Annotated in this window: 24 protein-coding genes; 14 read left to right on the top strand and 10 right to left on the bottom strand. The window is 64.5% G+C overall.

Features of this window, described 5'->3' with window-relative positions:
- Positions 1–7: 7 nt before the first annotated feature.
- The gene (locus ACQ4OD_RS18260; protein ID WP_111531788.1) at positions 8–601 is read right to left on the bottom strand and encodes a nitroreductase family protein; all 594 of its coding nucleotides are present in this window, start codon (positions 599–601) and stop codon (positions 8–10) included.
- A gap of 145 nt (positions 602–746) precedes the next feature.
- On the opposite strand from ACQ4OD_RS18260, the gene ACQ4OD_RS18265 reads away from it, so the two are divergent.
- Entirely contained in the window at positions 747–1,196 is a 450-nt protein-coding gene (locus ACQ4OD_RS18265) for a YcgN family cysteine cluster protein (protein ID WP_110697939.1), read from the top strand.
- 26 nt (positions 1,197–1,222) lie between these two features.
- Positions 1,223–2,431, top strand: coding sequence for a hypothetical protein (locus tag ACQ4OD_RS18270; protein WP_430944712.1), 1,209 nt, complete (start codon positions 1,223–1,225; stop codon positions 2,429–2,431).
- A 92-nt stretch (positions 2,432–2,523) separates the two neighbouring features.
- Here the strand turns inward: ACQ4OD_RS18270 and ACQ4OD_RS18275 are convergent, their stop codons facing one another.
- From ACQ4OD_RS18275 to ACQ4OD_RS18285, 3 genes are all read right to left on the bottom strand, one after another.
- Entirely contained in the window at positions 2,524–2,841 is a 318-nt protein-coding gene (locus ACQ4OD_RS18275; protein WP_139673021.1) for a YgaP-like transmembrane domain, read from the bottom strand.
- Between the two features lie 98 nt (positions 2,842–2,939).
- Positions 2,940–3,410, bottom strand: coding sequence for an RNA methyltransferase (locus tag ACQ4OD_RS18280; protein WP_046856681.1), 471 nt, complete (start codon positions 3,408–3,410; stop codon positions 2,940–2,942).
- Positions 3,411–3,483: 73 nt separating this feature from the next.
- Entirely contained in the window at positions 3,484–3,849 is a 366-nt protein-coding gene (locus tag ACQ4OD_RS18285; RefSeq protein WP_023632486.1) for a YajD family HNH nuclease, read from the bottom strand.
- Between the two features lie 132 nt (positions 3,850–3,981).
- Between ACQ4OD_RS18285 and ACQ4OD_RS18290 the strand changes: the two genes are divergently transcribed.
- Positions 3,982–4,257, top strand: coding sequence for a hypothetical protein (locus ACQ4OD_RS18290; RefSeq protein WP_139673018.1), 276 nt, complete (start codon positions 3,982–3,984; stop codon positions 4,255–4,257).
- On the opposite strand, the gene ACQ4OD_RS18295 is transcribed toward ACQ4OD_RS18290, so the two are convergent.
- Positions 4,254–4,727: a cyclic nucleotide-binding domain-containing protein gene (locus tag ACQ4OD_RS18295; RefSeq protein WP_102681723.1), complete on the bottom strand. Its 474-nt coding sequence runs from the start codon at positions 4,725–4,727 to the stop codon at positions 4,254–4,256. The genes ACQ4OD_RS18290 and ACQ4OD_RS18295 overlap by 4 nt on opposite strands.
- Before the next feature lie 85 nt (positions 4,728–4,812).
- Entirely contained in the window at positions 4,813–6,855 is a 2,043-nt protein-coding gene (locus tag ACQ4OD_RS18300) for a S9 family peptidase (RefSeq protein WP_430944713.1), read from the bottom strand.
- Positions 6,856–7,040: 185 nt separating this feature from the next.
- On the opposite strand from ACQ4OD_RS18300, the gene ACQ4OD_RS18305 reads away from it, so the two are divergent.
- Genes ACQ4OD_RS18305 through ACQ4OD_RS18315 form a run of 3 tightly spaced genes read left to right on the top strand, consistent with a single transcriptional unit; the run spans position 7,041 to position 8,871 of the window.
- Complete coding sequence (locus ACQ4OD_RS18305; protein ID WP_038705608.1) at positions 7,041–7,550, top strand: hypothetical protein; 510 nt, start codon at positions 7,041–7,043, stop codon at positions 7,548–7,550.
- Positions 7,551–7,566: 16 nt separating this feature from the next.
- Positions 7,567–8,340: a class II glutamine amidotransferase gene (locus tag ACQ4OD_RS18310; RefSeq protein WP_198755420.1), complete on the top strand. Its 774-nt coding sequence runs from the start codon at positions 7,567–7,569 to the stop codon at positions 8,338–8,340.
- Between the two features lie 9 nt (positions 8,341–8,349).
- The gene (locus ACQ4OD_RS18315) at positions 8,350–8,871 is read left to right on the top strand and encodes a DUF2937 family protein (RefSeq protein WP_430944714.1); all 522 of its coding nucleotides are present in this window, start codon (positions 8,350–8,352) and stop codon (positions 8,869–8,871) included.
- Positions 8,872–8,908: 37 nt separating this feature from the next.
- On the opposite strand, the gene ACQ4OD_RS18320 is transcribed toward ACQ4OD_RS18315, so the two are convergent.
- Complete coding sequence (locus ACQ4OD_RS18320) at positions 8,909–9,820, bottom strand: LysR family transcriptional regulator (protein ID WP_430944715.1); 912 nt, start codon at positions 9,818–9,820, stop codon at positions 8,909–8,911.
- A gap of 129 nt (positions 9,821–9,949) precedes the next feature.
- On the opposite strand from ACQ4OD_RS18320, the gene ACQ4OD_RS18325 reads away from it, so the two are divergent.
- From ACQ4OD_RS18325 to ACQ4OD_RS18345, 5 genes are all read left to right on the top strand, one after another.
- A complete protein-coding gene (locus ACQ4OD_RS18325) occupies positions 9,950–11,236 on the top strand; it encodes an MFS transporter (RefSeq protein WP_102684381.1) in 1,287 nt (428 codons plus the stop codon).
- 10 nt (positions 11,237–11,246) lie between these two features.
- Positions 11,247–12,026, top strand: a complete 780-nt coding sequence (locus tag ACQ4OD_RS18330; protein WP_430944716.1) for a 5-oxoprolinase subunit PxpA — start codon at positions 11,247–11,249, stop codon at positions 12,024–12,026.
- On the top strand, positions 12,023–12,718 hold the full coding sequence (gene pxpB / locus ACQ4OD_RS18335) for a 5-oxoprolinase subunit PxpB (RefSeq protein WP_111531794.1): 696 nt from the start codon (positions 12,023–12,025) through the stop codon (positions 12,716–12,718). The genes ACQ4OD_RS18330 and pxpB overlap by 4 nt, the downstream gene beginning before the upstream one ends.
- Positions 12,715–13,653, top strand: coding sequence for a biotin-dependent carboxyltransferase family protein (locus ACQ4OD_RS18340; RefSeq protein ID WP_430944717.1), 939 nt, complete (start codon positions 12,715–12,717; stop codon positions 13,651–13,653). Before pxpB ends, ACQ4OD_RS18340 begins: the two co-directional genes overlap by 4 nt.
- Before the next feature lie 124 nt (positions 13,654–13,777).
- Complete coding sequence (locus ACQ4OD_RS18345) at positions 13,778–14,674, top strand: RHS repeat-associated core domain-containing protein (protein ID WP_430944718.1); 897 nt, start codon at positions 13,778–13,780, stop codon at positions 14,672–14,674.
- A 61-nt stretch (positions 14,675–14,735) separates the two neighbouring features.
- Here the strand turns inward: ACQ4OD_RS18345 and ACQ4OD_RS18350 are convergent, their stop codons facing one another.
- The 3 genes from ACQ4OD_RS18350 to ACQ4OD_RS18360 all read right to left on the bottom strand — a co-directional run bounded on the left by ACQ4OD_RS18350 (position 14,736) and on the right by ACQ4OD_RS18360 (position 18,038).
- Positions 14,736–15,914: a vWA domain-containing protein gene (locus tag ACQ4OD_RS18350; protein WP_430944719.1), complete on the bottom strand. Its 1,179-nt coding sequence runs from the start codon at positions 15,912–15,914 to the stop codon at positions 14,736–14,738.
- A 13-nt stretch (positions 15,915–15,927) separates the two neighbouring features.
- Positions 15,928–16,773: an AAA family ATPase gene (locus ACQ4OD_RS18355; RefSeq protein WP_023629931.1), complete on the bottom strand. Its 846-nt coding sequence runs from the start codon at positions 16,771–16,773 to the stop codon at positions 15,928–15,930.
- Between the two features lie 191 nt (positions 16,774–16,964).
- Entirely contained in the window at positions 16,965–18,038 is a 1,074-nt protein-coding gene (locus tag ACQ4OD_RS18360; protein ID WP_430944720.1) for a DUF748 domain-containing protein, read from the bottom strand.
- 134 nt (positions 18,039–18,172) lie between these two features.
- Between ACQ4OD_RS18360 and cysK the strand changes: the two genes are divergently transcribed.
- The 3 genes from cysK to ACQ4OD_RS18375 all read left to right on the top strand — a co-directional run bounded on the left by cysK (position 18,173) and on the right by ACQ4OD_RS18375 (position 21,503).
- Positions 18,173–19,147: a cysteine synthase A gene (gene cysK, locus ACQ4OD_RS18365; RefSeq protein WP_102684388.1), complete on the top strand. Its 975-nt coding sequence runs from the start codon at positions 18,173–18,175 to the stop codon at positions 19,145–19,147.
- 156 nt (positions 19,148–19,303) lie between these two features.
- A complete protein-coding gene (locus ACQ4OD_RS18370) occupies positions 19,304–20,239 on the top strand; it encodes an aspartyl/asparaginyl beta-hydroxylase domain-containing protein (RefSeq protein WP_430944721.1) in 936 nt (311 codons plus the stop codon).
- A 382-nt stretch (positions 20,240–20,621) separates the two neighbouring features.
- A complete protein-coding gene (locus ACQ4OD_RS18375; RefSeq protein WP_198755427.1) occupies positions 20,622–21,503 on the top strand; it encodes a DMT family transporter in 882 nt (293 codons plus the stop codon).
- Positions 21,504–21,543: the final 40 nt, after the last annotated feature.

Below are 21,543 nucleotides of genomic sequence, written 5' to 3' on the forward strand. Positions count from 1 at the left end.
GGAAGGCTTACAGGCTGAAGTCGCCTTCGGCCGCCAGCTCGCTCAACGGCCGGCGTGGGCTCGGCACTTCACGGGCCTGCAGGCCTTCGGCCAGGGTCGCCTTGTCGCCCAGCTTGCCGATCGCCACCATGGCGTGCAGCGCGTAGCCCTCGGGGATCTTCAGCTCGCGCCGGGCCAGGTCCTGATCGAAGCCGGCCATGCCGTGGGTGTGCCAGCCGCTGATGCTGGCCTGCAACGCCAGATGGCCCCAGGCCGAGCCGGTGTCGAAGGTGTGCCACAGGGCCGGTTTCTCTTCATCGGAGCCAGGGGCGGCGAAGGTAGTCTTGGAGATGATCAGCACCAGCGCCGAGGCATGCTGCGCCCAGCTGCGGTTGAACTCGTTGAGGATGTCCAGGTAGCGCGACCAGCTCGGCGTGTCGCGACGGGCATAGAGGAAACGCCATGGCTGCGAATTGTAGGCCGACGGCGCCCAGCGCGCGGCTTCCAGGAAGCTCAGCAGGGTTTCCTGACTGATCGGCTCATTGGTGAAGGCGCGGGGCGACCAGCGATTGATGAACTGCTCGTTGATGGCGTAGTCGGCGATACGTGGGGTGGCGCTCATGGCTGCTCCTGCAAGGGCTGGGACAAAGACCGCACGCTACTGCGTCCGGCGAGCACTGACAAGCGGTCTGGCGTTGCCGCCGGACTGCCTCTAGACTGGCGCCGCCGCGCGCCGCGGATTGATGTTGACTGCAGGAACACGTGTGATGATCGCCGATACCGCGCCCTTCTGGCGGCGCAAGACCCTCGACCAGCTCGATGCGCAGGAGTGGGAGTCGCTCTGCGATGGCTGCGGCCTGTGCTGCCTGCAGAAGCTCGAGGACGAAGAGGACAACAGCGTCTACTACACGAGCATCGCCTGCAAGTTGCTCGACCTGCAGACCTGCCAGTGCAGCGACTACCCCAATCGCTTCCGCTACGTGCCCGATTGCATCCAGCTGACTCCGGGCAAGGCCGACCAGTTCAAGTGGCTGCCGCCTACCTGCGGTTATCGCCTGGTCAGCGAAGGCCAGGACTTGCCGTCGTGGCACCACCTGGTCTGCGGTGATCGCGGGCAAGTGCATGAGCAACGCATTTCCCGGTCTGGGCGGATGCTCAGCGAGAACGATGTGGATGAAGACGACTGGGAAGACCACCTGATTTTTCGCGCGGGTTGAGCCGCGCGGCTACAAGGAGTTTCGTTATGCGTCGCCCGCTGTTGATGGCGCTTGGCCTGCTGCTCAGCACTCAGGCGCTGGCCAGGAAAGTCGATCTGGATTATCAGGTCCGCCTGTTGCCGCAGAGCGGCCAGGCCGAGGTGCGCCTGACCCTTGCGGACGGCAGCGTGGTGCGCAGCCTGGACTTCGACCTGGGCAAGGCTGGTGTCTACAGCGACTTCCTCGCTGATGGCCAGTGGCAGTTGCAGAACGGGCGCGGTGTCTGGCACCCGGCGTCAGGCAAGACCAGCCTCAGTTACCGCGTGCTGCTCGACCAGCAACCGAAGGGGGGTGTGCATGAAACCCGCATGACCGCGCACTGGGCGCTGTTCCGTGGCGATCAGCTGGTGCCGCCGGCGCGCCTCGACCAGCAGGACGGCACCGAGCTGGTGTCGCGTCTGACCTTCGACCTGCCGGCCGGCTGGAAGAGTGTCGAGACCGCCTGGCCGCGCATCGGTCGGCAGAAATTCCGAATCGATGACGTGTCGCGCCTGTTCGACCGCCCCACCGGTTGGGTGCTCGCCGGCAGCCTGGGCAGCCGCCGTGCGCGCCTTGGCGACACCGAAGTGACCGTCGCCGCGCCGCAAGGGCAGGGCATGCGCCGCATGGACACCTTGACCCTGTTGACCTTCGTCTGGCCGCAGTTGCAGGCGGTGTTTCCACGCAACCCGCCCAAGTTGCTGCTGGTCGGTGCCCGCGACGAGATGTGGCGTGGCGTGCTGCCAGCCAACAATTCCTTGTACTTGCACAGTGGCCGGCCGCTGATCAGCGAGAACGGCAACAGCCCGCTGTTGCGCGAACTGGTGCAATTGTTCGCCCAGATCAATGACCGCGATGACAGCGACTGGCTCGGCGAGAGCCTGGCTGACCACTACGCCAGCGAGCTGCTGCGGCGTGCTGGCGGCATGAGCGACGACCGTTACGAGGCGTTGCAGGCGCGCTTGCACAAGCTTGGCGACAAAGTGAATCACCTCAAGGGTGCCCAGGCCAGCCCGGCCCAGGTGGCCCGTGGCGTGTTGCTGTTGCAGGCGCTGGACCGCGAGATTCGCCTGCACAACCACGACAAGCGTTCGCTGGACGATGTCGCCCGGGCGCTGATGCGCCTGTCGAGCGTCAGCACCGAAGAGTTCGTGCAGATCAGCGAGAACGTCCTGGGGCGGCAGTCCGAAGTATTGCAAAGCAAGGTACTGCGCTAGGCGCAGGATTTGTCGCGGGCAAGCCCGTTGCCACGACCCCGGACATCATTTTGAACGCCGGCTCGTGGGAGCGGGCTTGCCCCGCGATGCTTTCAACCGCCGGTCACCGTCGCGGTGCGGGTTGCCGCCTCGGCGCTGGCCTTCAGCGCCTTGAGCTCGGCAGCCCCTCGTTCTATATCGCGATGCAGGCGCAGGTACTCGGCGCGATGCCGCAGCCACCACGCCTTGGTCGAACAATGGCCGCTCACGCCACGTGCCAGCGCCAGGCCGCCGACAGCAACCTGCAACATCCCCAGCAGGCCACCGTGGCGCAGCCCCTTGCTGATCATCAACGCGCCCCCAGCCAGGGAGCTGGCGCGCTCCAGGCCATGGACGTTGTGTTCGTGGTGGGGCGAATGGAAATCGAGCATCGGGCAGTCTCCTCTGGTCGTTGATAACCAGCAGACTCCATGTGCAATGGCTGCGTTCAGTGAAATTACCCAGGCGTTTGCTACAAATCCGGATCGACTTATTTGAACTTGGGCCCCGACCGCGTATTCAACCCCTTGGCCATGCGGTCATACAGCACCACATTCACCGTCGCCGCCAGGTTCATGCAGCCCTGGGTCGGAATGTAGATGGTCTCTTCGCACCAACCGCGCACGTCTTCGCTCAGCGAGCCATCCTCTGGTCCGAAGATGTAGATCGCCCGGTCCGGGTGGGTGTATTCGGGCAGGGGACGCGCACCGTCCACCAGTTCCACCGCCACCGGCGTACAGCCCAGGGGGATGATGCGCTGCAGGTCGTCGATGCCGATCAGCGGGATGTCGTAGTGCACGCGCTTGGTATCGGTGACGAAATCCCGGGCGCGCTCATAGCGCTTGCCGGTGTAGAACACCGAATTGACCCCATAGCAGCCGGCCGCGCGCATGACCGAACCGACGTTTTCGGCGGATTTGGGGTTGAACAGGCCGATGCAGCTGTACCGTTTGTTCGCCACGTGTCGGGGCCCTTCGCAAAAAAAAGAACGCGATTATACGGGCTCGCCGACACGGCGGGGCGGGAATCGACGGTCAGTCCTTCTTCATCAGCGCTGCCAGGCCGGCAAACGGGTTGTGGGTGGCCACGGCGACTTTCGGCGTGCTCAGCGAACCTTCGCTGAAGTACTGTTGATCGGTGTAGCGGGCGTGCTCGTTGTCGTGGCAGTACAGGCACAGCAGCTCCCAGTTGGAGCCGTCCTGGGGGTTGTTGTCGTGGTTATGGTCGCGGTGATGCACGGTCAGTTCCGACAGGCGTTTGCCGGAGAACTCGCGGGTGCAGCGACCACAGACGTGGGGGTACATCTTCAGGGCCTTGTCGCGATAGCCCATTTCCTTGTCGCGCTTGGCGTCGGCGAGGATACGGTCGAGGCGGGCGGTGGCGTCGGAGGTGGAACTCATGGTGTTACCTTTCTTCTAATCAGGGCAATGACGGTTATGTTCTTGAGTCTAGCGCGCCAGTCGGGCGGGCGGACAGGCAAAAATGCGCCGTTGGGCATAGCCTGTAGGAAGGTTTCTGACAGGAGGCTGCAGATGTTGCATGCGATCCTCGCTGCATTGTTGCTTGGCGCAGTGCCGTTGGCCGACGCTGCAGGTCAGCAGCGGCCGCTCACGACCGCCCCGGGGGCACCGGGGACGCCGACGCCGACACCCTACCCGCAGATCACCCCGAGCACGCCGCCCAAGGCCGGCGCCAACCGGCCCGGCGCGCCGCTGCTGCCGCCCATGCCGGTGCCGGGGCCGCCGAAGGACCAACCGTTGCCGGGGTTGAACCAGGATCCGCCAAAACCGCCGCCCAAGCGCGATTAGACCTGCTGTGCCAGGCGCTGGCCATCCTGCATCCGCAAGCGCCGTGAAAGCGCCACGGCCAGGGCGCGAATGATCCGGGCGGCAATGCGCGGCGCGTCGGCGAGCATCTTCTCCAGCGAGTCCTTGCCCAGGGTCAGCAACTGGCAGTCGCTGGCGGCCACGCAGGTGGCCGAGCGGCGCTCGCCGTCGAGCACGGCCATCTCGCCGAAGGCTCGGCCCTTGCGCAGGGTAGCGATTTCCACCTCGGCCCCGTTGCCGTCGGTCTTGCGCACCGAGACCACGCCACGGTGGAGGATACACATGAAGGTACCGGCGTCGCCTTCGCTGAACAGGGTCTGGCCTTCGCTGACGGCGGTGAGGCTGAAATAGCCGGCGGCGGTGACGAAATCGCTGGGTTGCAGGGTGTCGAACAGGCCGCAGTCCATGAGCATGTCGCGGATTTCGGCGTTCAGGTGCTGGGTGTCGGGCATGTGTTGTTCTTCTTCGAATGTCTGGAAAGCGCCGCGGTCGCACAATCAGTGGCCGTGGCGCTTGTGAGACAACGAAAATCGCGTTTTACGCCACGCCCAGCTCATTGAAGACGAACGCATACTCCAATGCCACGTCGCGCAGCCCCTGGTAGCGGCCGCTCATGCCGCCGTGGCCGGCGCCCATCTCGGTCTTGAGCAGCAGCAGGTTGGCGTCGGTCTTGCGCGTGCGCAGGCGCGCCACCCACTTGGCCGCCTCCCAGTACTGCACACGGCTGTCGTTGTAGCCGGCGATCACCAGCATGGCCGGGTACGCCTGGGCCTTGACGTTCTCGTACGGCGCGTAGGCCTTGATCCGCGCATATACCTCCGGCTCCTCGGGGTTGCCCCATTCGTCGTACTCGGTAACGGTCAGCGGCAGCTCGGGGTCGAGCATGGTGTTGAGCACATCGACGAACGGCACTTCGGCGATGGCGCAGCGGAACAGTTCGGGGCGCAGGTTGAGCACTGCGCCCATGAGCAGGCCGCCGGCACTGCCGCCACTGATGGCCAGGCATTCACGGCGGGTCACGCCTTCAGCGATCAGGTGTTCGGCGCAGGCGATGAAATCGTCGAAGCTGTTGTGCTTGTGTTCCTGCTTGCCGGCCCGGTACCAGGCTTCACCCAGCTCGCCGCCACCGCGCACATGGGCGATGGCGAAGGCCACGCCACGCTCCAGCAGGCTCAGGCGGGCATGGGAGAACCACGGATCGAGGCTCTCGCCGTAGGCACCATAGCCGTAAAGATAGAGGGGCACTGTCTTGCCTTCGTCGGCGCGGCGACGCACCAGGCTGATCGGTACCTGCGTGCCATCCTTGGCTACCGCCCACAGGCGCTGGCTGACGTAGTCGTCGGCGTCGAACGCGCCGAGCACCGGGGTCTGCTTGAGCACCTGCTGGATGCCTGTGGCCAGCTCCAGCTGACGCACCTGGGCCGGGCGGTTGAGGGCTTCGTAGCGCAGGCGGATGCGCGAGCTGGCGAATTCCAGGCTGTCCTGCACGTAGAGGCTGTAGGCGGCATCCGGCAGTTCGACGCGGTAGGCCGGCAGGCCTTGCGGGCGCACTTCGATGATCGGCAGGCCGCCTTCGCGCAGGCTCAGGGACAGCGCCGAGGCATTGAGGCTGACGCCTTCGAGCATGATGTCGTCGCGGTGTGGCACCAGCACCTGCCATTGCGCACGGGCCGGCACGCTGTCTGCCGGCGCATGGAACAGGGCGAAGTTGATACCGTCCTGGTTGCTGCGGATGAACCAGCGCCATTGACCGTCGAGCTGGCCATGGTCGGGGAAGTATTCATGGCCTTCGACCCGTGGCGCCAGGCAGGTGAAGTCGGCATGCGGCGTGGCCGCATCGAGCACCCAGGCTTCGCTGGTGGTCTTGCTGTTGAGCAGCAGCACCAGTTGGCGTTCGGAGCTGGCGCGGTAGCAGTGCAGGAAGAAACGTCCGTCGGGCTCTTCGAATACGGTGGTGGCCGCGGCCTCGCCCAGGGTGTGGCGACGCAGGCGCCAGGGGCGGTGGGTGTCGTCCAGCTCGGCGAAGAACAGCGTCTGGCTGTCGTTGGCCCAGGTCATGCTGCCGTCGCAGTCGTCGAAGGGCAGGGCGCTCAGCGCGCCGCTGGCCAGGTCCTTGACGTACAGGGTGTAGACCTCGTCGCCGCTGGTATCCAGGCTGTAGGCCAGCAGCCGGTGGTCGGGGCTGATGCTGAAGGCGCCGAGGGAGAGGAAACCGCCGTTCGCCAGCGCATTGGGGTCGAGCAGCAGTTCCTCGCGGCTTTCATCCACCGTATTGCTGTCGTCAGCCGGGCGCGGGCAGCGGTAGTGGCGCGGGTACTCGTCGCCGGCAGTGGTGCGGGTGTAGTAGAGGTACGGGCCCCAGGGCGAGGGCAGCGACAGGTCGGTCTCGAGGATGCGGCTCTTGATCTCTTCGAACAGTTGCTCGCGCAGCGGCGTCTGGCCGGCCAGGCAGGCTTCCTGGTAGGCGTTTTCCTCGGCCAGGTAGGCCAGCACCTCGGGCGTGTCGCGGTCCTGCAGCCAGGCGTAGGGGTCGTTGCCGTCGGCTTGACGGGCGATAGGGGCGGGAAGGGTCAGGGGCATGGGTGATCTCATCGATTGTGGACCCCATCGCGGGGCAAGCCCGCTCCCACGCCTGATCGAGGTCTGGACGTGGGAGCGGGCTTGCCCCGCGAAGGGCCGCTGCAGGTCCCTTACGGTGCGGGGGCAGCCTGCGCCGGTAAAAGTGTTTATCATAGGCGTCTCTTTGCCTGGCTTGCACCAACACCATGACCGAACACGACTATACGCTGGCCTGGGGCCTGTACGCCGTTGCCGCCCTGGGCTGCCTGCTGGTGGGTTTCAAGCTGACCGGCTGGATGTGGCGCTGGCTGCGCGAGCCGCTGCGGGTGATCATCGCCGTGCTGCTGTTCGCCCCGACCATCGTCGACCCGGTCAAGGAAAGCTTCGCCCCGGCCATTGCCATCACCGCGCTGGACCTCGCCTTCAAGGTCGGCAACAACGCCTGGCGCGCAGCCTCCGACCTGGCCATGTACGGGATGATCGCCTTTGCCCTGTACTTTGTCTTCGTGCTGATCCGCTGGCCGCTGGAAAAGCGTGCCCGCGAACGCCGCGCCCAGCGTGAGGCCGCCGCCCAGCGCCAGGCCAAGGAAGAGGAAGAGGTCGTGGCTGACGCTTCCCTGGCCGCCAATCGTCACGACCGCTACCGCGACGATCCGCCACCGGCCCCCGTGCGCCGCTCCGGCCCCGGGCAGGGCCGCGTCGAACCCCGTCTGTAAGCCAGGAGCCGCGAACATGTGCGAACTGCTGGGCATGAGCGCCAATGTCCCCACCGATATCGTCTTCAGCTTCACCGGCCTGATGCAGCGCGGCGGGCGCACCGGCCCGCACCGCGATGGCTGGGGCATCGGTTTCTACGAGGGGCGCGGCCTGCGCCTGTTCCAGGACCCGGCGGCGAGCAGCGAGTCCGAGGTGGCCAACCTGGTGCAGCGCTACCCGATCAAGAGCGAAGTGGTCATCGGCCATATCCGCCAGGCCAATGTCGGCAAGGTCTGCCTGTCCAACACCCACCCGTTCGTGCGCGAGCTGTGGGGCCGCAACTGGTGCTTCGCGCACAACGGCCAGCTGGGTGACTTCGCCGGCCAGCGCACGTTCTACCGACCGATCGGCGATACCGACAGCGAGGCCGCCTTCTGCGACCTGCTCAATCGTATCCGCGAGGCCTTCCCCGAACCGGTGGAAGCCGAGCAGTTGCTGCCGGTGCTGGTCGAAGCCTGCGCCGAGTACCGCGGCAAGGGCGTGTTCAACTGCCTGCTCAGCGACGGTGACTGGCTGTTCTGCTTCTGCTCGACCAAACTGGTGCACATCACCCGCCGCGCACCGTTCGGCGCGGCGCGGCTGAAGGATGTCGACCTGATCGTCGACTTCCACACGCAAACCACCCCCAACGACGTGGTCACGGTGATCGCCACCGAGGCCTTGACCGAGAACGAGACCTGGAACCGCTACGAGCCGGGTCAATGGGGGCTGTGGCGCCACGGCGAGTGCGCCGCCCACGGCCAGAGCTAAGGACGCTCCATGTTCAGAAGTTACCTGCGTTTGCTGTTGTTCACCTTCGGCCTGCTGGCCGGTCTCCAGGTGCCCGGGCTGGTCAAGGACTACAGCCAGCGTGTCGAGGCGCACCTGCTCGAATCGCGCCAGGCCCTGGACGGCTTCCGCCAGACCGCGCAGCGCTTCTTCAACGGCGACCTGCAGGCGCTGGTGCGGCATTACCGCGGCAGCGACGATCCGGTGTTCAACAGCGATGCCAACAGCATCGAAAGCCTGCTGATCCGCAGCCAGGCGCTGGAGCATGAATGGCAGGCCCTGCAGGGCTCGTGGGTGAGCCGCACCTGGCATGTGCTGGTGCAGCCGGAGCCGACATTGCGCGAGGAGACGCTCAAGGGCTACAGCTACCAGATCCTGCTGGTGCCCGAGGCGATCGGTTGGGGGATCGGCAGCGGGTTCGTGCTGGCGTTCGTGGTCGAGAGCCTGTTGCTGGTGATTGGCTGGGTGATCCTCGGTGGGCGGCGCAAAGTGGTGAAGGAAAGCTGGCGGTGATGCTGTTGCTGCCCTGATCGTCGGCAAAGGCGACCGTTCAGACCAGCACGATCCGTTGCCCGCCCACATCCCGCGCATAGCGCTCCAGCACTTGCCGGCACACATCGACGATCTCGCCCACCAACGCCACGCCGGTCTGCCAGGCTACCACCAGCTCCAGGCTCGGCGGTGGCTGCAAGCCGTCCAGCAACACCAGCTCGCCCCGGCTCAGTTCGCCATCGACCAGTGCCGGTGGCAGCGCGCCGATGCCGAAACCGTCGCGCAGCAGGCGGGTGATCGCCGCCACCGAGTTCACGCAGTTCAGGCGTGGCGCCTCGGCCCCGGCTGACTGCAACAGGCTGAGCACTTCCTGGTGCGGTCGTGAATTTTTCGAGAAGGTGACGATGCGTTCGCGGGCCAGCTCCGCCAGCGAGGCGTAGGTGCGGTGGTGCGGGGAGCCTGCGGCGACGATCCAGCCCATCGGGTAGCGCGCCAGGTCCTGGCTGCGGATCGACTGCTCGCGCAGCAGGTCGGTCTGCAGGATCACGTCGAGAAAGCCTTTTTGCAGCTGTTCGCGCAGGTTCAGCGCGGTATCGGCCACCAGCTCGATCTCCACCTGCGGGTAGCGCTCGCCCAGCTCTGCCACCAGCGCGCTCATCCAGGTATGGATGACGGTGTCCATGACCCCCAGGTGAATGCGCCCGGTCTTGGCGCGGTCGCTGTCCAGCGACTGCTTCATGGCCTTGGCGGTGTCGAGCATGCGTTCGGCATATTCCAGCACCTTGGCGCCCTCGGGGGTCAGGCTGACCCCGCGCGAATCGCGCAGCAGCAGTTTCACGCCCAGGTCGGCCTCCAGCGCGGCGATGCGGCTGGACACCGAGGCCTGGGTGGTGAACAGCTTCTCGGCGGTGAGGCGGAAGCTCTTGAGCCGGGCGACCCAGACGAAGGTTTCGAGGAAACGAAGGTTCATGATCAGTTTTTCTTGTTCCAGACCGGCGGATTTTCTCGTTGGACGTGCCGGGCGCGGCCTCTGAACATGGTGTCCAGGCCGCGACGCCCGACGTCGCCCATAGAACAATACCAACAAGCCGAGGCAACCATGAACCCGACCGGCGTGCAGCAGCAGGCCCCCGCCCGAACCTCGAGCGGCCCTTTCGCCTGGTACCGCGACATCGACTCCCAGCAACGACGCACCTTCTGGAGCTGCAAGATCGGCTACGGCCTGGACGGCATGGACACCCAGATGCTGAGCTTCGTCATCCCCACGCTGATCATGCTGTGGGGCATCAGCACCGCCGAAGCCGGATTGATCCATACCAGCACACTGATCGCTTCGGCCTTGGGCGGCTGGATTGCCGGCATCCTCTCCGACCGTATCGGCCGGGTACGCACTCTGCAGTTGACGGTGCTGTGGTTTGCTTTTTTCACCTTCCTCTGTGGCTTCGCGCAAAGCTATGAGCAGCTGCTGATCGCCCGCACGCTGATGGGCTTCGGTTTCGGCGGGGAATGGACCGCCGGCGCGGTGCTGATCGGCGAGGTGATCCGCGCCCAGGATCGCGGCAAGGCGGTAGGCATGGTGCAGTCGGGCTGGGCCATCGGCTGGGGCCTGACCGCCATCCTCTACGCGCTGCTGTTCTCCTGGCTGCCGGCCGAGCAGGCCTGGCGCGCGCTGTTCCTGCTCGGGCTGCTGCCAGCGATCTTCGTGATCTTCGTGCGGCGCCTGGTCAAGGATCCGGAGGTCTACCGCGAGGCCAAGGCCGCCGAGACGGTCGCGGCGCCCTCACACTTCTACGAGATCTTCGCACCCGGCATGCTGTGGACCACGATTCGCGCTTCGCTGCTGACTACTGGTGCCCTGGGCGGCTACTACGCCATCACCTCGTGGCTGCCGACCTTCCTCAAGAACGAGCGCGGCCTGAGCGTGCTGGGTACCGGCGGCTACCTGGCGATGGTCATCGTCGGCTCCTACATCGGCTATGTGGTCAGCGCCTACCTCTGCGACCTGCTGGGGCGCCGGAAGAACTTCATCCTGTTCGCCGTGGGCTCGTTCGTCATCGTCCTGCTCTACACGCAGCTACCGGTCAGCGACAACGTGATGCTGTGGCTGGGCTTCCCGCTGGGCTTTTTCGCCTCGGGCATCTTCAGCGGCATGGGTTCGTTCCTCACCGAGTTGTTCCCCACCCGTATCCGTGGATCGGGACAAGGCTTCTGCTACAACATCGGCAAGGTCATCGCGGCCATGTTCCCTTTGCTGATCGGCCTGCTCGGTGAGAAAGTGCCGTTGGGCCTGGGGATTGGCGCCTTCGCCGCGGTGTCCTACGGTGTGGTGATCGTGGCCGCGCTGAGCCTGCCGGAAACCCGCGGCAAAGCGCTCCAGGCGCGCTAAGGTAGGCACCATGAACATTGATACGGAGGTCCGCCAGGTGAAACGCCTGCTACTCAATTGCGACATGGGCGAGAGCTTCGGCAACTGGCGCATGGGCCAGGATGCCAAGGTCATGCCGTTCATCGACTGCGCCAATATCGCCTGCGGCTATCACGCCGGCGACCCCGGCACCATGCGCCGCACCGTGGCCCTGGCCCTGGAGCACCGGGTGGCCATCGGCGCGCACCCGGCCTACCCGGACCTGGCAGGCTTCGGCCGCCGCTCCATGGCCTGCAGCAGCGACGAGATCCGCGACCTGCTGCACTACCAGATCGGTGCCCTGGACGGCATCTGCAAGGTACTCGGCGCGCGGGTGGCCTACGTCAAGCCCCATGGCGCGCTGTACAACGACATGATGGCCAACCCGGCCATCCTGCGTACAGTGCTCGAGGCCGTGGCGGCGTTCGACAGCGGCCTGCCGCTGATGCTCATGGCCACCGCCGACGACAGTGCCGCCCAGGCCCTGGGCGACGAGATCGGCGTGCCATTGTGGTTCGAAGCCTTTGCCGACCGTGGCTACACCGCCAGCGGGCACCTGATGTCGCGACGCCTGCCGGACGCGGTGCACCATGACCCGGCGCTGGTGGTCGAGCAGGCGCTGCGCCTCGCCAAAGGCGAGGCCCTGGTGGCCGACGACGGCAGCGAAGTGCGGTTGAACGCCCGCACCCTTTGCGTGCATGGCGACAACGATGGCTCCGTGGCCGCGGTACGCCAGATCCGCCAGGCTCTCGACGCGCTGGAGCAGGCATGACCCCACGAATCGAAGTGGTGGCCGTCGACAGCCTGATGGTGCGGCTGTTCGATGCCATCGATGAAGGCAACATGCCGTGGATCCTTGCCGCCAGCCAGCGCTTGCGGGACGCTTTCGGCCAACAGTTGATCGATCTGGTACCGTCCTACACCACGCTGATGGTGCAGTTCGACCTGGCGCCGGGCGAAGGGCGCCAGCGCATCCTGCACGCACTGGAGGGCCTGCGGCCCGATGCCGGCAATAGCGGGCGGCGGCATGAGATCCCGGTGTGGTACCACGCCAGCGTCGGTCCCGAGTTGCCGGTGCTGGCTGCGCGCAGTGGACTGAGCGAAGCCGAAGTGATCGAGGTGCACTGTGGCCGTGATTACCCGGTGTTCGCGCTGGGGTTCGCTCCGGGTTTCGGCTTCATGGGGCTGGTCGACGAGCGCCTGGCCACACCGCGCCTGAGCACCCCGCGCAAGCGTGTGGCAGCGGGCAGTGTCGGCATCGCCGAACGCCAGACCGCCGCGTATCCGGCGGTGTCGCCGGGCGGCTGGAACCTGATCGGCCGCACGCCGGTGCGCCTGTTCGATCGTGAAAGGGATGGCTACAGCCTGCTGCAACCGGGCGACCGGGTGCGTTTCGTGGCGGTCGGGCACGCCGAGTTCATCAACCTGGGCGGTGATGACAGCCCGCTGGAGGCCCAGGCATGAGCGAGTTGAGGATCGAGGCCAGCACCGCGCTGTGCCAATTGCAGGACGCCGGGCGGTTCGGCGTGCGTCACCTGGGGGTGACCCAGGGCGGCGCGCTGGACTGGGTGGCGATGCGCTGGGCCAACTGGCTGCTGGGCAATGCCCTGGACAGCGCCGTGGTGGAGATTGCGCTTGGCGGCTTCAGTGTGGTTGCCGAGCAGGACTGCGTGCTGGCGCTGGCCGGGGCCGACCTGGATGCGCAAGTCGACGGGCAGGCCGTGGCGCCCTGGACCAGCTTCAACCTCGGCAAGGGCCAGCAGCTGACGCTGCGTCAGCCTCGCCAAGGGGTACGTGCTTATCTGGCCGCGCCTGGCGGGTTCGTGGGCGAGTCGGTGCTGGGGAGTTGTGCCACGGTGGTTCGGGAAGCGCTGGGCGGGGTTGACGGCCAGGGCCGGGCGTTGGTGAAAGGGGAGGTACTGCATGCTGCCGGAGCCATCGCGGGGCCAGTCGGGGCGCCGAACCGCCGCTCCTACGTTCCCGAAACGTTGCGGCCGGTATATGCGGACAAGCCTGTGCTGGATCTGGTGATGGGGGCGCAGATAGGCGATTTCAGCGGCACCAGCCTGTTCGAGGTGTTCAACCGTGACTGGACGCTGGACAGCCGTGCCGACCGCATGGGCATTCGCCTGCTCGGGCCGCAACTGGTCTACCAGGGCGCGCCGATGATCTCCGAGGGGATCCCCCTCGGCGCCGTGCAGGTGCCGCCGGACGGGCAGCCGATCGTGTTGCTTAATGACCGGCAGACCATCGGTGGATATCCGCGGCTGGGGGCGTTGACGCCGTTGGCGCTGGCGCAATTGGCGCAGTGCATGCCGGGGACTGCGGTGCGGTTTCGAGCTGTGGTGCAGGAGCAGGCATGGACCGAGCTGAACGCTTATAGCGAGCGCTGGCGGTAGTTGCTGAGTTGAAAGCGGCAAGGGTTGCTTGCTGGTAACTGGTAGTTTTGTCAGTTGTAGCTTCCCGGGCCTCTTGTCAGTATTTACCAACACCACCCAGGGGTGATCGGAACGGGAGGCGCCGATGGCTGCGCGATGCAAGATTGAGCTGTTAGCTGTCGACAGGTCCCGCTCGATAATGGCTGGTCAGCCGGCAGCTAGGCAGCCTGCATACAGCGCGTACGGCTACTGCGCAAATGTCGGGGAGGCAGCGTTTCTTGCGTTCAATGGCGAGTATTGGGACGCGGATGTCGGGTGCTACCTGCTGGGTAACGGGTACCGTTTGTACAACCCTTCCTTGTTGCGTTTTTTATCTGCGGATGAGATGAGTCCATTCGGCAAGGGGGGGATCAATGCTTATGCCTATTGTGGTGGGGATCCAATAAATAACGTCGACCCCACCGGCCGAGGGAGTTTGCCGGCGACGTGGGCTCATGCAATCAATTCAAAGGCGCAAAGAACCCTTTTCGATGCGGGGGCTTTAACTCCGTTCAGGTATCTGGGTATGGCTGAGGATGTGGATCCCTACAGACTGAAGCGAGACTTCAAGCGAGGTAATGTAGGGGCGGTCGTCGAACAGGTGGGCATTGGCAATTTTGATTCTTTGATCGATGCTTATCCTGATCAGGCGCGAAATGTTCTGATTGCCGTGACGAAAAATGCATTTGATTTGGTGGTGAGTGGCAATGTCGCTGTTGAGTCTGGAGGGAAATTCAGTTTCACGTGGCAAGGACCGCATGGTATTGCAGCTGTGGATGCAAAGGTTTTGAGTTGGCTGGCGACTGGTCAAAAATATGAGTCTGGCCAGGCTCCAAAACTTCCAGAATTGGCAGGAAATGCAGTTAACGCTAAGAACGCTGGTAAAAAAGTCCAGAATATTTTGGCGCGAAGAATGAAGTCCCTTAGGCAGCGTGAAAGTATCGCCGCCGATGACTGGTATGGCAGTAACTTCAACCAGACTTTAAATCCGACAAGCTCTTGAGTTTCAGATGAGTGAGGGGCTGCAGTGCCTTCATCGATAAGCACCGCACCCCTCTTGGCGCTTACTTGGACAGGTAACGCATCCCGTCTTCCAACCCCTGCAGCGTCAGCGGGTACATCTTGTCCTCCATCAGGTCCCGCACCAGGTGGGTCGAGGCGGTGTAGTCCCAGGCCTGCTTGGGATACGGGTTGATCCAGATGATCTTCCTGAACTTCTCCATGAAGCGCTGCATCCACACGTACCCGGCTTCTTCGTTCCAGTGCTCGACGCTGCCGCCGGGCTGGGTGATCTCGTAGGGTGCCATGGCCGCGTCGCCGACGAAGATCACTTTGTAGTCGTCGCCGTACTTGTGCAGCAGGTCGAAGGTGGAAAAGCGCTCCGAGGTGCGGCGCAGGTTGTTCTTCCACACCGACTCGTAGACGAAGTTGTGGAAGTAGTAGTACTCCAAGTGCTTGAACTCGGTCTTGCAGGCCGAGAACAGTTCCTCGCAGACCTTGACGTGGGCGTCCATCGAGCCGCCGATGTCGAACAGCAACAGCAGCTTCACCGTGTTGCGCCGTTCGGGGCGCATCTGGATGTTCAGCAGGCCGGCGTCACGGGCGGTGTGATCGATGGTGCCGTCGATGTCCAGCTCCTCGGCGGCGCCTTCGCGGGCGAACTTGCGCAGCCGGCGCAGGGCCAGCTTGATGTTGCGAGTGCCCAGCTCGACCTGGTCGTCAAGGTTCTTGTACTCGCGCTGGTCCCAGACCTTCACCGCCTTGCCCTGGCGCTTGCCGGCCTCGCCGACGCGGATGCCCTCGGGGTTGAAACCGCCGGAACCGAACGGGCTGGTACCGCCCGTGCCGATCCACTTGTTGCCGCCGGCGTGGCGTTCCTTTTGCTCCTCGAGGCGCTTCTTGAATTCCTCGATCAGCTTGTCCAGCCCGCCCAGGGACTGGATCTGCGCGCGCTCTTCGTCGGTGAGCGAGCGTTCGAATTCCTTGCGCAGCCACTCGTCGGGGATCAACGCCTCGATATGCCGGTCGAGGTTTTCCAGGCCCTTGAAGTAGGCGGCAAAGGCGCGGTCGAACTTGTCGAAGTGCCGCTCGTCCTTCACCAGGATGGCGCGGGCCAGGTAGTAGAAGGCGTCCATGTCGGCGAACACCACGCCCTTCTGCAGGGCATGGTGCAGGTCGAGCAGTTCGCGTACCGATACGGGTACCTTGGCCGCGCGCATTTCATTGAACAGGTTGAGCAACATGGCCCGGCTCCCGTCAGCGGTTGCCGCGCCGGCTCATGAAGGCCAGGCGCTCGAGCAGCGTCACGTCCTGTTCGTTCTTCACCAGGGCACCGGCCAGCGGCGGGATGGCCTTGGTCGGGTCGCGTTCGCGCAGCACCGCCTCGCCGATGTTGTCGGCCATCAGCAGCTTGAGCCAGTCGACCAGCTCGGAGGTGGAAGGCTTTTTCTTCAGGCCCGGCACCTTGCGCACGTCGAAGAACACGTCCAGTGCCTCGCTGACCAGCGACTGGCTGATGTTGGGGTAGTGCACATCGACGATCTGTTGCAGGGTGGCGCGGTCGGGGAAGGCGATGTAATGGAAGAAGCAGCGGCGCAGGAAGGCGTCAGGCAGCTCCTTTTCATTGTTGGAGGTGATGATGATGATCGGGCGCTGCTTGGCCTTGATGGTCTCGTCGATTTCGTAGACGTAGAACTCCATCTTGTCGAGTTCCTGCAACAGGTCGTTGGGGAACTCGATGTCGGCCTTGTCGATTTCGTCGATCAGCAGGATTACCCGCTCGTCGGCCTCGAAGGCCTCCCACAGCTTGCCTTTTTTCAGGTAGTTGCGCACATCGTGGACCTTGTCCACGCCAAGCTGCGAATCGCGCAGGCGGCTGACCGCGTCGTATTCATACAGGCCCTGGTGGGCCTTGGTGGTCGACTTGATGTGCCAGGTGATCAGGCGTGCGCCGAAGGAGGCGGCCAGCTGTTCGGCGAGCATGGTCTTGCCGGTACCCGGCTCGCCCTTGACCAGCAACGGGCGCTCCAGGGTGATGGCCGCGTTGACCGCCAGCTTGAGGTCATCTGTGGCGACGTAGTCGCGGGTGCCTTCGAACTTCATGAACCGATCCTCTGGGGTGGCTGGCTGGCGTCATTGCGGGCAGACCCACTCCCTGTGGGAGCTGGCTTGCCGGCGATAGGGCCGGCCCAGGCAATACATGTTTATTGATGTGTCAGCGACTATAACGCCACGCCCGACGCGTGAAAACGCAGACCGGGTATTCAGTCCCTGAATGGTCCGTCACCCAGGGATCAGTCGGATTTGGGCGCGGGCTGCTCGTAGCGTGCGTTGAACGCCTGGATGAAGCCGTTGCGCAGGATCTGCAGAAATGCCTCGAAGGCGCTGATGTCCTGCTGGTGCACGCTGCCGCTGAGTTCCACGCGAGTGGCGAACTGGTTCTTCGGCTGGTTCTTGAGCACGGTCTCGGTAGCCCCCACCAGTGCCTCCCACACCGAGCGCAGGAAGCCCTTGTCCTTGTCTTCCACGTCCTGCTGCCAATTGAACACATCGACATCGCGCAACAGCGGCTTGATGTAGCCCTTGAGCCGGCCGTTCTCGGCCTCGGCCTCGATCACCACATCGCCATGCCCGGCATTGAAGTCGAACTTGCCGTAGGCACTGGCGAAGTCGTTCAGCCGGCGCAGCTCGATGCCGGTGGCGCGCAGGCGGAGCTGGAAGTCGTCGAAGTCGCTGAAAGGGTCGAAGGTAGCGCGGCTTTCCACCTTGGCATCGCCCAGCAGCAGCGCCGTCCCGTCGAAGCGGGCATCGCGCCGGCCCTTTTCGTCGCGCACGTTGGTCAGGTTGCGGATGCTTGCGTCCAGCCGGGTGGCCTTGAGGTCCACCGGCGGTCTGGAATTGAAGTTGCGGAAGGTGAGGGTGCCTTGTTCGATGCGCACGTCGTTCAGGGTGATCGGCAGCAGCTTTTCCAGTTGCTGGCGCCAGTCGGTGCCTTGGCCGGTCTGAGAGTTCTGTTTGTTGCCGCCGTCGACGAAATTGAGTTCAGGGCGTACGAAGGCCACTTCGGCGACCACGGCACGGTCGTCCCAAAGCGAGTGCCAGCTCACCGACAGGTCGATCAGCGGCGCTTCGAGCAGCGGCACCGGCACCTTGCCGCTGACCTTGACGATCTTCAGGCCGTTGATCTGATAGGCGCCACGCCACCACGCCAGGTCGACGTCGCGGACCTGGCCGCGGTAGTCGCCCATGTCTGCCAGTTTGTCGTTGAGGTAGTCACGCACCAGGAAAGGCAAGGCCAGGTGCAGGGCCACCAGCAGTGCGACCAGGCTGGCGAAGCCGAGCAGTGGCCAGCGGTAGCGCGCTTTCATCGGGTTTCTCCACGGGAGCATGTGCGGTTGACCGCAGGCCGTTTCGTCGAGTTCGAACGGGCTTTACGCTCACCGATTGCAGGCTTACCCTCAGGGTTTTCCCTGCACTTTTTTCCTGTTCAAGGACCGCCGCCATGAGCCGTATCTACGCCGACAACGCCCATTCCATCGGCAACACGCCGCTGGTGCAGATCAACCGCATCGCCCCGCGCGGGGTGACCATCCTGGCCAAGATCGAAGGACGCAACCCGGGCTACTCGGTGAAGTGCCGGATCGGCGCGAGCATGATCTGGGACGCCGAGGACAGCGGCAAGCTCAAGCCAGGCATGACCATCGTCGAACCCACCTCGGGTAACACCGGTATCGGCCTGGCCTTCGTCGCCGCCGCCCGTGGCTACCGCCTGGTGCTGACCATGCCCGACTCGATGAGCCTGGAGCGGCGCAAGGTGTTGAAGGCGCTGGGCGCCGAGCTGGTGCTGACGGACAAGGCCAAGGGCATGAAGGGCGCCATCGAGAAGGCCAACGAAATCGTCGCTTCCGACCCGGCGCAGCACTTCCTGCCGGGCCAGTTCGACAACCCGGCCAACCCGGCCATTCACGAGAAGACCACCGGCCCGGAAATCTGGAACGACACCGATGGCGCGGTCGATGTGCTGGTGGCCGGGGTCGGCACTGGTGGCACCATCACCGGGGTGTCGCGCTACATCAAGCACACCCAGGGCAAGCCGATCCTGTCGGTGGCGGTGGAGCCGGTGAACTCGCCGCTGATCAGCCAGACCCTGGCCGGCGAGGAGCTCAAGCCCACCCCGCACAAGATCCAGGGCATCGGTGCCGGCTTCGTGCCGAAGAACCTCGACCTGTCGATCGTCGACCAGGTCGAGACGGTGACCGAGGACGAGTCCAAGGCCATGGCCATCCGCCTGATGCAGGAGGAGGGCATCCTCTGCGGCATCTCTTGCGGCGCGGCCATGGCGGCGGCGGTGCGCCTGGCCGAGAAGCCGGAGATGCAGGGCAAGACCATCGTGGTGATCCTGCCGGATTCGGGCGAGCGTTACCTGTCGAGCATGCTGTTCAGCGATCTGTTCACCGAGCAGGAAAACCAGCAGTAAGCGACACGCTGCACGCCGCAAGTCGAGGGCATGTCCGTATTGACGCGGATCAGCTTGGGCTTGCCGCGTGCAGCTTCTGGCTTGCAGCTGCTTCTGATGGGTTTATGATGTCCGGCTATCTGGGGATGGCCTGATTTCCCCTCCAAGGAGTGTTGCATGACCTTTTCCTTCGTCGCCAAGGCCGGTGTCCTGCTGGTGTTCTTCGGCAGTGTGCTGTTCGTGCACCTGCGCGGCAAGGCACGCCTGCCGGTGCTGCGCCAGTTCGTCAACCATTCGGCGCTGTTTGCCCCTTACAACAGCCTGATGTACCTGTTTTCCGGCGTACCCTCCAAGCCGTACCTGGACCGCCAGCGCTTCCCCGAGCTGGATGTGCTCAAGGACAACTGGGAGGTGATCCGCGAAGAGGCCATGCGCCTGTTCGACGAGGGTTACATCCGCGCGGCGGAAAAAGACAACGACGCCGGCTTCGGTTCGTTCTTCAAGAAGGGCTGGAAGCGCTTCTACCTGAAGTGGTACGACAAACCGCTGCCTTCGGCCGAAGCGCTGTGCCCGAAGACCGTAGAGCTGGTCAGCAGCATCCCCAACGTCAAGGGCGCGATGTTCGCCCTGTTGCCCGGCGGCAGCCACCTGAACCCGCACCGCGACCCGTTTGCCGGCTCCCTGCGCTATCACCTCGGGCTGTCCACGCCGAACTCCGACAACTGCCGCATCTACGTTGATGGCCAGCCCTACGCCTGGCGCGACGGCGAGGACGTGATGTTCGACGAGACCTTCGTGCACTGGGTCAAGAACGAGACCGAGGTCACCCGCGTGATCCTGTTCTGCGACGTCGAGCGCCCGCTCAACAGCCCGCTGATGACCCGCATCAACCGCAAGGTCAGTGCCTTCCTCGGCCGCGCCACCGCGCCGCAGAACACCGATGACGAGCGTGTCGGCGGGATCAACCAGGCCTATGCCTGGAGCAAGCGCTTCAGCAATGTCATCAGCACCCGGGTCAAGCAGTTCAAGCGTGCCAACCCCAAGGCCTACCGCGTGCTGCGTCCGTTACTGGCGGTTGTCGTCGCCTACGCCCTGTACCACTGGTTGTTCTGATCCGGTTGAGCAGGCCTGCTTTCGCACCTTGTGCAAGCAGGCTTGCCCCGCGATGATTCCCCCGCTATATTCCGAAACACTCTCTTCCCCGAAGACCTGTTCATGCCAGCCATCCCTTCCACCACCGCTTACGTTCTCGCGCCTGTCGCGGGCGTGGTCGTGCGTGGCAGCCAGCAGCCGGCCATGATCAGTCACTATCCACCACCTGTCAGTGGCGTGGTAGGCGGCGTAGCTCCGCCTCCTTGCGCAGTCGTGGTGCTGGGCTGACCGGCCGCTGGCCGCTCCCCACCGCACTCGCAACCTACTGAACACGGTCGGCTATCCCCGCAAGTCGCGATAGGCCCTCCGTACGGCTCATTTGCCCGTATACAGGTGGCAATACATGTCTGTCCTCAACAAAGCATCCGTGGCCTCGGCGGCCACGACCAGCCTGTTCGTCCTGCTGTGGAGCAGCGGGGCGATCGTCTCCAAGCTTGGCCTGGCCCAGGCCAGCCCCTTCGCCTTCCTGCTGCTGCGTTCGGCCCTGGCGCTGTTCGGTCTGCTGTTGATCGGTCCGTTGCTCGGATTACGTTGGCCACGTACCCGGGCCGGCATTGTTCGCGCCCTGGGGACCGGCTGCGTATTGCTCGGTGCCTACCAGATCTTCTACCTGCTGGCGCTGAACACCCACGTTACTCCCGGCGTCATGGCCACGGTCATGGGCGTGCAACCGATCCTGACCGTGGTGCTGATGGAGCGTCAGCGGTCCTGGAGCCGATTGTTCGGCCTGGGGCTTGGCCTGGGCGGCCTGGTGATGGTGGTCTACCAGGGTATCAACCTGGGTGGGGTATCTCTCGCCGGGATGCTGTTCGCCCTGCTGGCGCTGGCCAGCATGACCTTGGGCTCGATCCTGCAGAAACGCATTACCGACAACCCCATGGGCACCTTGCCCTTGCAATACATGGCGGGCTTTGCAATGTGCGCGGTGTTCGCGCCGTTGCAGCCGCTGCACGTCCAGTGGAACGCCAGTTTCCTCGCGGCGCTGCTGTGGATGGGGCTGGTGGTTTCGCTGCTGGCCACGCTGCTGCTGTACCGGCTGATCGCAAGGGGCAACCTGGTCAATGTCACCAGCCTGTTCTACCTGGTGCCGGCGGTCACGGCGGTGATGGATTTCATCATCTTCGGCAACCGCCTGGCGCCCCTCAGTCTGCTGGGGATGGGACTGATCGTGATCGGCTTGCTGTTCGTGTTCCGTAAACCTGCCTTGCGCACGGCCGAGGCCTGAGTCAACTAGCGTTGGGAGCGGGGCAAGCCCGCTCCTTTTT

Origin of the sequence: Pseudomonas sp. WC1, from assembly GCF_050586565.1 — a bacterium.
Taxonomy (GTDB): Bacteria; Pseudomonadota; Gammaproteobacteria; order Pseudomonadales; family Pseudomonadaceae; genus Aquipseudomonas.

Coding starts and splice junctions, on each gene's coding strand:
- ACQ4OD_RS18260 (WP_111531788.1), bottom strand. CDS start 601: ATGAGCGCCACCCCACGTATCGCCGACTACGCCATCAACGAGCAGTTC.
- ACQ4OD_RS18265 (WP_110697939.1), top strand. CDS start 747: ATGATCGCCGATACCGCGCCCTTCTGGCGGCGCAAGACCCTCGACCAG.
- ACQ4OD_RS18270 (WP_430944712.1), top strand. CDS start 1,223: ATGCGTCGCCCGCTGTTGATGGCGCTTGGCCTGCTGCTCAGCACTCAG.
- ACQ4OD_RS18275 (WP_139673021.1), bottom strand. CDS start 2,841: ATGCTCGATTTCCATTCGCCCCACCACGAACACAACGTCCATGGCCTG.
- ACQ4OD_RS18285 (WP_023632486.1), bottom strand. CDS start 3,849: ATGAGTTCCACCTCCGACGCCACCGCCCGCCTCGACCGTATCCTCGCC.
- ACQ4OD_RS18290 (WP_139673018.1), top strand. CDS start 3,982: ATGTTGCATGCGATCCTCGCTGCATTGTTGCTTGGCGCAGTGCCGTTG.
- ACQ4OD_RS18295 (WP_102681723.1), bottom strand. CDS start 4,727: ATGCCCGACACCCAGCACCTGAACGCCGAAATCCGCGACATGCTCATG.
- ACQ4OD_RS18300 (WP_430944713.1), bottom strand. CDS start 6,855: ATGCCCCTGACCCTTCCCGCCCCTATCGCCCGTCAAGCCGACGGCAAC.
- ACQ4OD_RS18305 (WP_038705608.1), top strand. CDS start 7,041: ATGACCGAACACGACTATACGCTGGCCTGGGGCCTGTACGCCGTTGCC.
- ACQ4OD_RS18310 (WP_198755420.1), top strand. CDS start 7,567: ATGTGCGAACTGCTGGGCATGAGCGCCAATGTCCCCACCGATATCGTC.
- ACQ4OD_RS18315 (WP_430944714.1), top strand. CDS start 8,350: ATGTTCAGAAGTTACCTGCGTTTGCTGTTGTTCACCTTCGGCCTGCTG.
- ACQ4OD_RS18320 (WP_430944715.1), bottom strand. CDS start 9,820: ATGAACCTTCGTTTCCTCGAAACCTTCGTCTGGGTCGCCCGGCTCAAG.
- ACQ4OD_RS18325 (WP_102684381.1), top strand. CDS start 9,950: ATGAACCCGACCGGCGTGCAGCAGCAGGCCCCCGCCCGAACCTCGAGC.
- ACQ4OD_RS18330 (WP_430944716.1), top strand. CDS start 11,247: ATGAACATTGATACGGAGGTCCGCCAGGTGAAACGCCTGCTACTCAAT.
- pxpB (WP_111531794.1), top strand. CDS start 12,023: ATGACCCCACGAATCGAAGTGGTGGCCGTCGACAGCCTGATGGTGCGG.
- ACQ4OD_RS18340 (WP_430944717.1), top strand. CDS start 12,715: ATGAGCGAGTTGAGGATCGAGGCCAGCACCGCGCTGTGCCAATTGCAG.
- ACQ4OD_RS18345 (WP_430944718.1), top strand. CDS start 13,778: ATGGCTGCGCGATGCAAGATTGAGCTGTTAGCTGTCGACAGGTCCCGC.
- ACQ4OD_RS18350 (WP_430944719.1), bottom strand. CDS start 15,914: ATGTTGCTCAACCTGTTCAATGAAATGCGCGCGGCCAAGGTACCCGTA.
- ACQ4OD_RS18355 (WP_023629931.1), bottom strand. CDS start 16,773: ATGAAGTTCGAAGGCACCCGCGACTACGTCGCCACAGATGACCTCAAG.
- ACQ4OD_RS18360 (WP_430944720.1), bottom strand. CDS start 18,038: ATGAAAGCGCGCTACCGCTGGCCACTGCTCGGCTTCGCCAGCCTGGTC.
- cysK (WP_102684388.1), top strand. CDS start 18,173: ATGAGCCGTATCTACGCCGACAACGCCCATTCCATCGGCAACACGCCG.
- ACQ4OD_RS18370 (WP_430944721.1), top strand. CDS start 19,304: ATGACCTTTTCCTTCGTCGCCAAGGCCGGTGTCCTGCTGGTGTTCTTC.
- ACQ4OD_RS18375 (WP_198755427.1), top strand. CDS start 20,622: ATGTCTGTCCTCAACAAAGCATCCGTGGCCTCGGCGGCCACGACCAGC.